This is a genomic window from Mesonia oceanica (assembly GCF_902499555.1).
GTDB classification, from domain to species: domain Bacteria; phylum Bacteroidota; class Bacteroidia; order Flavobacteriales; family Flavobacteriaceae; genus Mesonia; species Mesonia oceanica.
On the sequence record NZ_CABVMM010000006.1, the window covers coordinates 170,718 to 184,560 of the forward strand.

A 13,843-nucleotide genomic window follows, 5' to 3' on the forward strand; every position below is an offset into this window, starting at 1 on the left:
CAAGAAACTCTTCAGCCGAAGAGATTTAAAGCTCAAATAAGAGCAAAATATTCATTATAAAATTTTAGAAAAAAAGCATTTTTTTACTGGTACACCAGGTTGTCTCTATTTGGAACAGAGTGTGCCATTTTTGGAACAAGCTATGGACAAGCAGTGAACGACAGGTATGTTTTTCGTTTTAAAAGGCAAACATAAACAAACTATAAAAAACATGTTTTTAAAAATAATTTTTCAAGTTTAAAAAAGCAAGTCATTTAACTTCAAGTTATTAAGGATCGTTTAGTTTATATTCGATTGCTATCGATTAGATTGCTAATGAAGAAAAAAAAAGAGCGCCAGCCGCCAATTCTCTTCAAAAAAAATAGGGATGTTAACATTTAAAGAGAAATACGTTCGTCATTTTACCGTGTTCAGGAATATTAAAATAAATCATAACATCTCTCTTAACCCGTTTCAAAACAAGACTTCAATTTATATAAATCTTTATCATGATTAGTATTGAATTAGAAACAGTATATAGCAAAAATATTTTGCCGCTATACATTGAAATTCTACATCATTTTAAAACCTATATTTTTTTAGAATTCTCTGAATTAAACTTAATTCTTAAGTTTATTTTTAAGTTGTTCCATATCGGTTGAAATTTTAGAATCAATCACTCGGGCATATATTTGAGTAGTAGCAATTTTATTATGCCCTAGAAGCTTAGAGACGGTTTCAATAGGAACTCCATTTGATAGGGTTATGGTCGTAGCAAAAGTATGTCTAGCCATATGAAATGTTAGATTTTTTTTAATTTGAGCTGCATCGGCAATTTCTTTGAGATAAAGATTGACTTTTTCATTTGAAATTACAGGAAGAAGTGACTGAGTGACTTCAGTTACCGGGTGATTTTCATATTTATTTAGAATTTCTTCAGCCTTCTCTAGTAATGGGACTTTCACCGGAGATCCGGTTTTTTGTCTTTTAGTAATAATCCAAAGATTTTTATCTTCTCCAATCATCAAATTATTTTTAGTTAATGCGATGATATCGGCATAACTAATTCCGGTGTAGCAACTAAATATAAATAAGTCTCGAACTCTATCTAATCGTTCAATCGGAAACTTATACCTCTCAAGCAAATCTAGTTCGTGAGAGTTCAAAAATTCTCTTTGTTTTACTTCAAATGTAGGTTTCCATCTAACAAATGGATCTTTATCAATCCATTCTAAATGATAAGCCAGAGTAATAATTTTTCTTAATCTTTGAATATGCTTCATTACGGTATTATGAGACATAGCCTTAAAGTGTCCTTTAGGATAGTAACTTGTTAGAAAGGTTTCGAAGTCAGAAATAAATTTAAAGTTGAGTTGCTTTAAATAAATATCATTAGTTTTTAATTTCTTTTTGAGAAACCTGTCAATATATTTCTGAGTTACCCCAAAGTTCCTATTAGTTCCTGCTGATAAAGTTTTTTCTATTTTTTCATTATGATAAGTTAGTATTTCCTGAAGCGATTTAGCTCCTTCATCTTCACCAAAAAACTTAGCTTTGATTAACTGAGCAGTAATGAGTTCTTCTTTATATTTTAATTCTTGATAAATGGAATAGACTTTTGCCTGACTTTCATTTATTAAATTGTTGATCGCCTTAGCCTGAGCATTAGTTCCTTTTACTTTTTTTGCTTTTTTATCCCATTGATCAATTAAAACTTTACGTTTTAAGCCAATGTTTGCTCTTCTACCGTTAACAGTAATTCTTAAAAATAGATCTGCTTTATTGTTTGTAGATCGTGATGAATTAATCCAAAATAGGATTGAGAATGTGTGCGATGTCTTCATAGTTGTCATCTTTTGGTTAAACAATTGATGAAAATCAAATCAACTATGCAGGAGTGGTTTTTAGTCTAGGTCAACACTGTTGACCGCGTTAACTTTTTGTGAACCGGTCTGTTATCATTTGAAAACAAATCAAATCAAAGTAAATCAACCTCTAAAAACCATAAAACCCTGAAAATCATATATTTTGCAGGGTTTTATATCGTTTAGAAATACTTCTTTAGTGACCCCGGCAGGATTCAAACCTGCAACCCTCAGAGCCGAAATCTGATGCGCTATTCAGTTGCGCCACGGGGCCATTTTACAATATTTCTTTTAAAAACTCTCTTCCAGAACCAGACTTTAGATATTTCTCATAATATCTAGCTTTTTCACGAGAATCAAAACTTTTAGTTAATACTAATTCCCAAGGTGTAAATCCTTTTGTCGATCTATTCTCCCCTTGGTTATGCTGGTTTAATCTTTTTTCTACATTTTGAGTCAGCCCTTTATAAAGACGGCCATCTTTTAAACTACGCAAAACATAAACATAATACATTTATTAATGAACTTATAACTTGTCCTGCCGAAACCTGCCTGCCGGCAGGCAGGTCTAATGCGCTATTCAGTTGCGCCACGGGGCCATTTTACAATATTTCTTTTAAAAACTCTCTTCCAGAACCAGACTTTAGATATTTCTCATAATCTCTAGCTTTTTCTCGAGAATCAAAACTTTTAGTTAATACTAATTCCCAAGGTGTAAACCCTTTTGTCGATCTATTCTCCCCTTGGTTATGCTGTTTTAATCTTTTTTCTACATTTTGAGTCAGCCCTTTATAAAGACGGCCATCTTTTAAACTACGCAAAACATAAACATAATACATTTATTTATGAACTTATAACTTGTCCTACCGAAACCTGCCTGCCGGCAGGCAGGTCTGATGCGCTATTCAGTTGCGCCACGGGGCCATTCCAGTTTAAGTAAGGACTGAAAACCTTATTTTATGCTAGTTTTTTCTTTACAATAATAGAAATTGTTTTTCCATCTGCTTTACCTGCAAGTTGTTGAGAGGCAATCCCCATCACTTTACCCATATCTTTCATGCCTTCTGCACCGGTTTGTGCAATAATATCTTCTACTTTTGCTTCAATTTCGGCTTCGCTTAATTGTTCCGGCAAAAACTGAGATATTACTTCAGCTTGCTTTTCTTCCGGCTCTGCCAAATCTTCACGGTTTTGCTCTCGGTAAAGTTGAGCACTATCTTTACGTTGCTTCACTAACTTCTGCACAAGTTTAACCTCCTGCTCTTCTGTTATTTCTTGTTGACCGTTATCTGTTTTAGCTAAAATAATAGCTCCTTTAACAGCTCTGAGCGCTTCTAAAGTTTCGCTATCTTTAGCTTTCATAGCGACTTTCATCTGCGTCATTACATCTTTTTCTAAACTCATAAGTAGAAAATTTTACAGCTGCGAAGATACTAATCTAATTTAAAAAAACCCGAAATTTAATAGGTAAAACTTCGGGTTTTATCTGCCTTATTTATTCGTTTAATCTACATTGTCATGAAGAAACGAATTGTTTTTGCGTAGTGTAATTTCATCATTACTATCTGTACCTAAACTCGTTCTGGAAATTTTATCGCTGGTAGGTGATTGATTACCATTAATATCTATCCCTGCTCTCTTGTAGGCCGGCTGTTTTTCGATTTCATCTATATTATTGTTATTTCTAAATTTATAGTTGAAATTTTTCATTCGGGCTCTACGCTCTGCAGCACGTGCAATCAAATCTTCAGAAATTGGATTATCAAAAGGGTCTGCTTCTTCTGAAATTTCAGCTTGTTGAGGCGCTTCCTTTTTCACTTCTTTCTTTTCAATTTTAAAACTTTCCTGCTGAGCTTGACTATTTTGCTGAACTTGAGGTTTAGGAGAAGGCTTTGGTTGTGGCTTTGCACTTTCCATTCGCTCTTCCAATTCCATATAATCTTCTAAGGAATATCTTTTTTCTCCTTTTGAATTTTTCTCTGAAGAAATTACCTCAATTTCACTGGAAGCTTTTACATGATCTTCCTCTTCTTCCTCTGCATCTAAACTGAAATAAACTTTATCTTCTTCTTTCTGTTCTTTATTTTCTGTTACAGGCGCTTTTTCTTCTTGCTTTTCTTGTAAAGGGAAATCAAAAGTAAACATCGTTTGCTCTTCTTCCTCTTCTACTTGCGTTTCTTCAAAAATTGGAGTCTCATATTTCTCTTCTTCTGCTTCTACAATCACAAATTCTTCTTCGGTAAAGTTTACTTCGTGATCATTTTCTTTAATATTCTTTTCTTCTGAAGAACCTTTCAAATCAACTTCATTTTTAGGCTCGTTTTTTTGAGGAGCAGGTTCTTCTGTTTCCTCTTCTAAACTATGAACAATTTTAGCTGAACCTGATGGTTGACTTTTTTCTTCCGGAAGATTAAATGATGAAGCAGAACTTTTTTTAGGAGACAAATCATGTTCCGCTTTTTGCTCATCTTCCAAGGTATGGATGATTTTTTTTGTTTCTGTATTGGTGATCACATCCTGCTGATCTACGTTAAAACCCGTAGCAATAATAGTAACGGAGATAGATTCTTCTAAATTCTCATCGTCACCAACCCCCATAATGATATTCGCACTATGTCCGGCTTCGCCTTGAATATGATCGTTGATCTCCCCAATTTCATCAATGGTAATTTCCTCTGAACCAGAAACAATGAGCAATAATACATTTTGTGCTCCACTAATTTTATTATCATTTAATAATGGAGAATCCAAGGCTTTCATAATTGCCTCTTGCGCACGGTTACTTCCGGATGCTATAGCAGATCCCATGATAGCGGTTCCACTGTTACTTAACACTGTTTTAGCATCACGCAAGTCAATGTTTTGCGTGTAGTGATGGGTGATTACTTCTGCAATCCCCCTGGAAGCTGTTGCCAGCACTTCATCAGCTTTAGAGAAACCTGCTTTAAATCCTAAATTACCGTAAACTTCCCGTAATTTGTTATTATTAATAACGATTAGCGAATCTACATTGCTTCTTAGTTTTTCTACGCCAAGTTGAGCTTGATCGTTACGGGTTTTTCCTTCAAACTGAAAAGGAATAGTAACAATTCCCACGGTTAAAATACCCATATCTTTAGCTTGCTTGGCGATAATTGGGGCTGCCCCGGTACCAGTACCCCCTCCCATTCCGGCAGTAATAAATACCATTTTGGTATTTCTATCGAGCATGTTTTTTAAATCGTCAAAACTTTCTAAAGCAGCTTTTTCCCCGATTTCAGGGTTGGCACCTGCTCCTAATCCTTCGGTTAGATTAACTCCTAACTGGATTTTAATAGGCACCGTACTATTTTCCAAGGCTTGTGCATCGGTGTTACAAACCACGAAATCTACTCCGTTGATGCCTTGTTGAAACATATGATTGATAGCGTTAGATCCACCTCCACCAACGCCAATCACTTTAATGACGTTAGATTGATTTTTAGGTAAATCAAAAGAAATGTCGAATTCTGTGCTGCTCATAATTCTAAAATTTTCAGTATTAAGTATTTTTCTTTTTATGCAATTTTTTTATTCTGCGTTATCTAAAAAATCTTTGAAATCATCAAACCACTTTTCAAAGATGTTTTTTCGATGCCTTTTTGGCTTTTTTGTTTGTTCTTGTTCAATTTCTTCTTCTTGTTCATCTTCAGTTAATTCTTGATTAACTTCTTGTTGTGGCGCCCCTAAAGGTTCTTCTGTTAAAGCTTGCTCCCGAGTTGGCACTTCTTCCTCTTCTTCAATTAATACTTCTTCAGCTCTTTTTTGATTTTTCTCTAAACTGTTCAACACCAATCCAACGGCAGTGGCATACATAGGACTTGTAGTCTCTGGGTCGCTATCACCTGCTAGATGCTCATTAGGATAACCAATACGGGTATCCATTCCTGTAATGTATTCTACCAATTGCTTGAGGTGCTTTAATTGAGCGCCTCCACCGGTAATAACAATCCCGGCAATTAGTTTTTTCTTTTGCTCTTCGTGACCGTAATTTTTTATTTCCAAGAAAACCTGTTCAATGATTTCAACCACTCTAAAGTGAATGATTTTAGAAAGGTTTTTTAGGGTAATTTCTTTGGGTTCCCTTCCTCGTAATCCCGGAATGGAGACAATCTCATTATCTTTATTTTCTCCGGGCCAAGCGGAACCAAATTTCACTTTTAATAATTCAGCCTGCTTTTCAATAATAGAGCAGCCTTCCTTGATATCTTCTGTAATTACATTTCCACCAAAAGGAATCACGGCGGTATGCCTAATAATTCCATCTTTAAAAATGGCTAAATCAGTAGTTCCCCCTCCTATATCAATCAATGCAACACCTGCTTCTTTCTCTTCTTGACTTAAGACTGCATTGGCCGAAGCTAAAGGTTCTAAAGTAACACCAGAAAGATCTAAGCCTGCACTTTTCACACAACGTCCAATATTTCTAATAGATGAAATTTGACCAACTACTACATGAAAATTAGCTTCTAAACGTCCTCCATACATTCCGATAGGCTCCGTGATTTCTGCTTGACCATCTACTTTGTATTCTTGCGGAAGTACGTGAATGATTTCTTCTCCCGGAAGCATCACCAGCTTATGCACCTGATTGCAAAGCATATCGATATCTTTTTCTGATATCACTTCGTCTGAATTTGCTCTGGTAATGTAATCGCTATGTTGTAAACTTCTAATGTGTTGTCCGGCAATACCTACAACTACTTCAGTTATATCCATTCCTGAGTTGGCTTCCGCTTCTTGCACCGCCTGCTGAATAGATTGAATGGTTTGCGTGATATTATTGACTACCCCTCGATGAACACCTAAACTTTTAGATTTTCCTATGCCGAGAATTTCCATTTTACCGTATTCGTTATTACGGCCAACCATGGCTACAATTTTGGTAGTTCCAATATCAAGTCCTACTGCAATATCTTTATCTTTCATAGTCAAACAATGTCACTTTGTGGTACAAACAACCTGATTATCAAACTGAAGGCTTACGGTTTTGTAAACATCCAGTTTTTTATCTTTCATGGCCTTTTTATAAAAGGCTTTAAAATTCTTAAACTTATTCTCTAATTTATTGGTATCTCCCAACAGTACTTCAAAATCTAAAACGCGTAAACCCAGCATATAATTGCCGGCTTTATCTTTAGTAATGGTAGTAATGTGCTCTTTTAAAAATTTATCGTTTTCAATTTTATGGATTAATGGATAAACTTGAGGAAGATCTTTATCGTTAACGCCGGTCACCAAAGGAACTCTTGCTGAGTAAACTTTTGACAAAGGCATTTTTTTACCAGATGCATCTATGTAAAAAGATTCTTTTCCATAAACGCGAGCCAAAGGTTTACGTTGCGTAATCGTTGCTATTAGTTTTTTATCTACAGTTAAATACACATCGGCATTTTTTATCATCTCATGAGTGTCTAGAACCGACTCTAACTTATTCAAATCTATGATTTCTTTTGATTGGTTGGCAGTAGTGTCTGTATTTACTATCAACAACTTATTAACTGCATTTTCAGTAACATAGAGGTTTTCTCCATTGGTAAATTGGATCTTCACCTCTTCCACTTTTCGTACAGCATTCCTTCGGGAAGAAAAACTATACAAAAAGATGACCAAGGCCAATAATGCAAAAGCTTTTATGTAATTCCAATTAACTTTCACGGTTTAACGCAACTTTAATGGTTTCTACTTCATTTCCTATATCTCCGGCGCCCATCATCACAATAACTTCAGCTGAAGATGCCGTTATTTTTTCACTTAAATTTTCCCTTGCTACGAGTTGTTTTTTATCATTTGAAACTTTACTCAAAAGCATTTCAGAATTCACCCCTTCCATCGGTTTTTCACGAGCGGGATAAATCTCCATCAAAATGACTTCATCAAACTTCGAAAGGCTTTCCCCAAATTCATCGGCAAAATCTTTGGTTCTGCTGAATAAATGAGGCTGAAACACTGCCAAGACTTTTTTACCGGCATGCATTTCCCGCACGGCTTGATGAACTGCCAAAATCTCTTCGGGATGATGTGCGTAATCTTCGATGAGAACTTTTTCCTCGGTTTTTAAATGATAAGTAAACCTTCGTTCCACGCCTTTAAAACTCGCTAGAGCTTTTCCTAATTTTTCTCCTTTCACCCCAAATTTTACTCCCATAGCAAGTGCCATGGCCGCATTCATTAAATTATGCTTGCCCGGTAAACTAAATTCGATTTGCTTAACCATCTCTTTCGGACTCACAAAATCAAAAAAATAGGAGCCATTTTCTACTTTTACATTTTCTACCTGATAATCGGCTTGCTCTTCAATGGCTATTGAATTTCCTTCTAAGGCTAATCCTTTTTTAAAGAAAAAATTAGACTTGTCACTTACCTTTTCTGCAAAACTTAAAAAGGTTTTTCTTAATTCTTCCGCTTCTCCATAAATATCTAAATGGTCGGCATCCATAGAAGTTATAGCTGCAATGCTAGGATGTAAATGCAAAAAAGAACGGTCAAATTCATCGGCTTCCACCACAACAGCTTCGTGACCATCGCTAATAAAATTGGTGTGGTAATTTTCACTAATTCCACCTAAAAAAGCGGTGAGCTTAACTCCAGATTGCTTCAAAATATGTGCTAAGATAGCAGTAGTGGTAGTTTTACCGTGAGTGCCAGCTACTGCGAGTGTGGGAAAATCTTTTGTAATCATCCCAAGAACCTCTGCTCTTTTCTTAACTTCAAAACCGCTGTCCTTGAAATATTGAAATAATTGATTTTCCGCTGAAACAGCCGGAGTGTAAACCACCAAAGTGTTTTCTTTATCGGTAAATGAAGCTGAAAGTTCTTTTACACTATCACTAAATGTAATTTGAACTCCCTCTTCTTCTAACTTTTTTGTGAGTTTACTTGGTGTACGATCATACCCACCTACCTGCTTGTCTTGCTGTACAAAATATCGAGCCAAGGCGCTCATACCAATGCCGCCAACGCCAATAAAATAGATATTTTGTATGTTTTTAAACAAGCTCATTAAATTTTATAATCTTGAGGTAACCCTGAAACAACATTTCGACTCCGCTCCATGTGACCATTCACGGTTACGCTTTTACTTTTTTTTAATTAATTTTTCAATTTCATCTGCAATATCCTTCGTGGCATTTGGTTTGGCCAACTTTAAAATATTTGCTCCTAATTTTTGCTGAAGCGCTTCTGAACTTATCAATGCTAAAAATTCTTGTTGAAATTTTTCTTCCAAGTCCGTTTCCTTCAACATTAAAGCAGCCTCTTCTTTTACCAAACTCATCGCATTTTTGGTTTGATGATCTTCTGCTACGTTTGGTGATGGAATAAACAACACCGGTTTCGCCACCATACACAACTCACTTACCGAGCCTGCTCCTGCTCTTGATATGATATAATCTGCTGCACTATAGGCTAAATCCATTCGGTCTAAAAATTCATGAACTTGCACGCTGGCCGATTGGTATTTCTTGTATTTTTCGAAGTATAACTTCCCGGTTTGCCAAATCACTTGTAAGTTATTGGCTTCAAAATAGCTTAAGTTGGCTTCTATTAATTCGTTAATACGCTTAGCCCCCAAACTACCACCAATCACTAAAACCTTTTTTTTATTGGGTATGAGTTTAAAATAAGCTTGCGCTTCGTTTTCTTTATGTTGAATCTCAATAAGATCTTGCCTTACGGGATTTCCGGTGAATCTTATTTTTTCTTTGGGGAAAAATTTCTCCATTCCCGCATAGGCTACACAAATTTTATCGGCTTCATTCGCTAACCATTTATTGGTAATTCCTGCGAAGGAATTTTGCTCTTGTAAAACGGTTGGGATATTTTTTTGATTCGCCACTTTGAGTAAAGGTCCGCTAGCAAAACCACCGGTACCAATCACTACATCAGGCTGAAACTTTTTAATAATCGTTCTCGATTTACGCAAACTACTTAACAATTTAAAAGGGAAAGCTAAGTTTTGCAGCGTTAACTTTCGTTGAATTCCGCTAATCCATAAACCTTCAATCTGGTAACCGGCTTTAGGCACTTTTTGCATTTCCATCCGGTCTTGAGCGCCGACAAATAAAAATTCAGCATCGGGGTGACGACGCTTCAGCTCATCGGCAATAGCAACCGCCGGGTAAATGTGACCACCGGTTCCGCCTCCAGAGAGTATGAATTTTAATTTGCTCATATCGCTTCACTCAAAATTTCTAACGGATTATCGTTATCGTCTTCTATCGAGTTTAATTCTTCTTCTTGTTTTTTAATTTCTTCCCGTTTCGCTGCTACACTTTGCACTATTCCCAAGGCTAAACACGTCATCCAAATCGATGATCCCCCACTACTAATTAGCGGAAGCGTTTGCCCGGTTACCGGAAATAATTCAACAGCTACTGCCATATTAATCAATGCCTGAAAAATAATTGGCAATCCCACAGCCACCACAACCAATTTCCCAAAAATAGTGGGTGCTTTCGTGGAAATTACGACTAACCTGAATAAGATAAACAGGTAAGCCAGCATCACGCCAAAAGCTCCCAACAATCCCATTTCTTCAACAATAATGGCATAAATGAAATCGGAAGAAGATTGTGGCAAAAAATTACGCTGAATACTTTTTCCTATCCCTGCTCCTGCCAAACCACCTCTTGCTATTGCTATTTTTGCTTTTTCAATTTGATAATCGGCTTCCGTATCTTCATCATTCGTAAAATTCTCCACCCGACTTATCCACGTATCTACCCTATTTGGGAAAACTCCGGGAAAAGCTTTTGCCGATAATACAAACAGCAATAAAACCAATGCGCCAGAACCTAAAATGATCCCGATGTATTTTAACGGATAACCTCCCAGAAAAACCAGCGTCATCACCATTAAAAACATAATGGCCGTTGTCGAAAAATTGGCCGGCAAAATTAGCATTAAAATTACAGCTACCGGCACCCAAAGTGGTAAAATTGTTTCTTTAAACGTAACTTTTTTCTCGTGTATCTTCGATAGATAGCGAGCTACATAAATCATTAAGATGACAGATGCCAAGGTTGAAGTTTGGAACGTCTTGTTAATGATGGGAATAGTAATCCATCGGCTGGCATTTGCTCCTCCAATGGTGGTTCCCTGTGCCAAGGTATAAATGAGCAAGCCAACGATTACCGGAATCATTAAAATAGATAAGCCTTTAAAATAATGATAGGGAATTCGATGAATTGCATAAATGATCACGAATCCTAAAAACAGATGTACAAAATGGGTAATTAGGTATTTAAAAGTACCTCCATCTCCATACAAATAGGCTAAATTACTACTCGCACTGTATACCGGAATAAACGAAAATATGGCCAAAAGGGCAGCTGCGGCCCAAATGGCTTTATCTCCTTTTAAATAGGAAAAAACATTTTTTGATGATATGTTATCGTTTCCTGCCACTAATTACTTATAGGTTTCTTACGTTATCTTTAAATTGTCTTCCGCGGTCTTCATAATTCTGAAATAAATCAAAACTCGCACAAGCTGGGGAAAGCAAGACTGTATCGCCAGACTTCCCTAAATGATAAGCTAATTGCACTGCTTCCTTCATCGATTGCGTTTCCACTAGATTTTCCACACAATTGCTAAATACTTCTTTGATTCTGGCATTATCAACACCTAAACAAATAATGGCTTTTACTTTTTCATTTACCAATGAAAGTAATTCTTCATATTTGTTTCCTTTATCAACACCGCCAACAATCCAAATGGTTTCTGAAGGAACACTTTCTAAGGCGTAATAAGTTGCATTGATATTGGTCGCTTTTGAATCGTTAATGTATTGAACATTATTAATTTTCAATACTTTTTCTAAACGATGCTCAACGCCTTGAAAACTTCCCATACTTTCACGAATGGTTTGCTTTCTAATTCTTAATAATTGTGCTACAGTTGATGCTGCCATGGCATTTTTCGTGTTATGCTCACCTTTCAACGCTAGATCTTCTCTTGCCATAATAAACTCGTTATCTTCTATTCTTACTATAATATTTTGTTCATCTGCGTACGCGCCTTCTTTTACTTTTTTCTGAAAAGTTAGCGGTAGCTTTTTTGCTTTTATTTCAATTTTTTCTATCCACTCTGCGATGGTAGGATTATCGGCATCATAAATGAAATAATCCTCCTCGGTTTGGTTCTTGGTTATACTGAATTTAGAAGCGATATAGTTTTCATATTTATACTCATATCGATCTAAATGATCGGGTGTGATATTGGTTAACACAGCAATATGCGGTCTAAACTTCTCAATACCATCTAACTGAAAACTACTCAGCTCTAACACATAATGCTCTACTTTATCTTTCCACACAGCTTTTGCGAAACTGTCTCCAATATTACCTGCTAGAGCTACATTTAAACCTCCATTTTTCAGCACATAATCTGTCCATGTTGCAGTGGTGGTCTTTCCATTACTTCCCGTAATACCAATAATATTAGCTTGGGTAAATGCGGAAGCAAATTCGATTTCAGAAATGACCGGAATTCCTTTTTGAAATAGTTTTTGCACCATTTCAACTTTCTCAGGAATCCCAGGGCTTTTCATTACCAGATCAGCATTAAGAATTAAAGCTTCTGTATGCTTTTCATCTTCCCAATCTATTTCGTTATTTACAAGAACTTCTTTATATTTTTCAACTATTATTCCTTTGTCTGAAACAAAGACTTCATAGCCTTTTGCTTTTCCCAGTAAAGCGGTTCCTATACCACTTTCTCCACCTCCAAGCACTACTAACCTTTTCATTTTACCTTAGTTTTAAGGTGATGATGGTGAGTACCGCAAGAAAAATCCCAACAATCCAAAACCGCACAACAATCTTACTTTCGTGCTGACCTTTCTTTTGATAGTGATGATGCAAAGGCGACATCAAGAAAATCCTTCTTCCTTCGCCAAACTTTTTTCGCGTGTATTTAAACCAACTTACCTGTAGCACTACCGATAAATTTTCGATTAAGAAAATTCCGCAGAGAATAGGAATCAACAACTCTTTTCTAGTGGCAATAGCCAAAACGGCAATGATTCCGCCAATGGTTAAACTTCCGGTATCCCCCATAAATACTTGCGCCGGGAACGTGTTATACCATAAAAAACCTACCAAGGCTCCGGCAAAAGCAGCGATATACACCGTCATTTCCCCTGAATTTGGAATATTCATCACATTGAGATAATCGGAAAAAACAATGTTTCCCGAAACCCAAGCAAAAAGCCCTAAGGTGAGGACAACAATCGCGGAAGAACCTGCGGCAAGACCATCGATTCCATCGGTTAAATTCGCTCCGTTAGATACTGCTGCAACGATAAAAATCACAATCGGAATGAAAATTATCCACGCGTATTTCGCATAATCAGCATCAATCCAAGTAATTAAACTGGAATAATCAAATTCATTATTCTTTACAAAAGGAATAGTTGTCTTAGTTGATTTCTTTTCACTTTCAAAATTGTTAGGCTTTGCATCGGTAATTTCTTCTTTCACCACATCTGTCCGCACTTGCTCTTTCACCGTGATATCAGGATGAAAATACATGGTTGCTCCCACGATAAGGCCAAGTCCAACTTGACCAATAATTTTAAATTTGCCTTCTAAACCTTCTTTATTTTTTTTAAAGGTTTTAATATAATCGTCAATAAAACCTATAATTCCCATCCAAATAGTGGTAACGATGAGCAACCAGACATATACATTATCGAGTTTCGCGAAAAGCAACACTGGAATTAACGTAGCCAAAATAATAATGACCCCTCCCATAGTCGGGGTTCCGGCTTTTTCTGATTGTCCTTGAAGTCCCAAATCACGAACGCTTTCACCTACTTGTTTTCTTTGTAAATAATTGATAATCCTTTTCCCGAAAATCGTAGAAATGAGTAACGAAAAAATAATCGCCAAGGCCGCACGAAACGAGATAAACTGGAATATCTGTGCTCCCGGCATCTCGTATTGTTCTTCTAAAAACTGAAATAAATAGTACAGCAT

12 protein-coding genes and 1 tRNA gene are annotated in these 13,843 nt (G+C 36.3%); all 13 read right to left on the reverse strand.

The features are described from left to right. Positions 1-599 precede the first annotated feature (599 nt). Positions 600-1,823: a site-specific integrase gene (locus FVB9532_RS08915; protein ID WP_150544861.1), complete on the reverse strand. Its 1,224-nt coding sequence runs from the start codon at positions 1,821-1,823 to the stop codon at positions 600-602. 221 nt (positions 1,824-2,044) lie between these two features. Further along, positions 2,045-2,118 (reverse strand) — tRNA-Arg (locus FVB9532_RS08920). 3 nt (positions 2,119-2,121) lie between these two features. Continuing rightward, positions 2,122-2,358, reverse strand: a complete 237-nt coding sequence (locus FVB9532_RS08925) for a GIY-YIG nuclease family protein (RefSeq protein ID WP_150544862.1) — start codon at positions 2,356-2,358, stop codon at positions 2,122-2,124. 88 nt (positions 2,359-2,446) lie between these two features. After that, a complete protein-coding gene (locus tag FVB9532_RS08930; protein WP_150544863.1) occupies positions 2,447-2,683 on the reverse strand; it encodes a GIY-YIG nuclease family protein in 237 nt (78 codons plus the stop codon). 118 nt (positions 2,684-2,801) lie between these two features. Next, a complete protein-coding gene (locus FVB9532_RS08935) occupies positions 2,802-3,248 on the reverse strand; it encodes a GatB/YqeY domain-containing protein (protein ID WP_150544864.1) in 447 nt (148 codons plus the stop codon). Between the two features lie 99 nt (positions 3,249-3,347). Beyond that, positions 3,348-5,345 carry a cell division protein FtsZ gene (gene ftsZ / locus FVB9532_RS08940; RefSeq protein WP_150544865.1) on the reverse strand — a complete coding sequence of 666 codons (1,998 nt, stop codon included), beginning with the start codon at positions 5,343-5,345 and terminating at the stop codon, positions 3,348-3,350. Positions 5,346-5,393: 48 nt separating this feature from the next. Then, positions 5,394-6,791: a cell division protein FtsA gene (gene ftsA / locus FVB9532_RS08945; RefSeq protein ID WP_150544866.1), complete on the reverse strand. Its 1,398-nt coding sequence runs from the start codon at positions 6,789-6,791 to the stop codon at positions 5,394-5,396. Positions 6,792-6,803: 12 nt separating this feature from the next. Continuing rightward, a complete protein-coding gene (locus FVB9532_RS08950) occupies positions 6,804-7,520 on the reverse strand; it encodes a cell division protein FtsQ/DivIB (protein ID WP_150544867.1) in 717 nt (238 codons plus the stop codon). Then, positions 7,510-8,865, reverse strand: a complete 1,356-nt coding sequence (murC, locus tag FVB9532_RS08955; protein WP_150544868.1) for a UDP-N-acetylmuramate--L-alanine ligase — start codon at positions 8,863-8,865, stop codon at positions 7,510-7,512. Before murC ends, FVB9532_RS08950 begins: the two co-directional genes overlap by 11 nt. Before the next feature lie 75 nt (positions 8,866-8,940). Next, positions 8,941-10,035, reverse strand: coding sequence for an undecaprenyldiphospho-muramoylpentapeptide beta-N-acetylglucosaminyltransferase (gene murG / locus FVB9532_RS08960; RefSeq protein WP_150544869.1), 1,095 nt, complete (start codon positions 10,033-10,035; stop codon positions 8,941-8,943). Continuing rightward, positions 10,032-11,270 carry an FtsW/RodA/SpoVE family cell cycle protein gene (locus FVB9532_RS08965; RefSeq protein ID WP_228482281.1) on the reverse strand — a complete coding sequence of 413 codons (1,239 nt, stop codon included), beginning with the start codon at positions 11,268-11,270 and terminating at the stop codon, positions 10,032-10,034. Before FVB9532_RS08965 ends, murG begins: the two co-directional genes overlap by 4 nt. A 7-nt stretch (positions 11,271-11,277) precedes the next feature. Beyond that, entirely contained in the window at positions 11,278-12,612 is a 1,335-nt protein-coding gene (gene murD, locus FVB9532_RS08970; protein WP_150544870.1) for a UDP-N-acetylmuramoyl-L-alanine--D-glutamate ligase, read from the reverse strand. Position 12,613: 1 nt separating this feature from the next. Beyond that, positions 12,614-13,843, reverse strand: a complete 1,230-nt coding sequence (mraY, locus tag FVB9532_RS08975) for a phospho-N-acetylmuramoyl-pentapeptide-transferase (protein WP_150544871.1) — start codon at positions 13,841-13,843, stop codon at positions 12,614-12,616.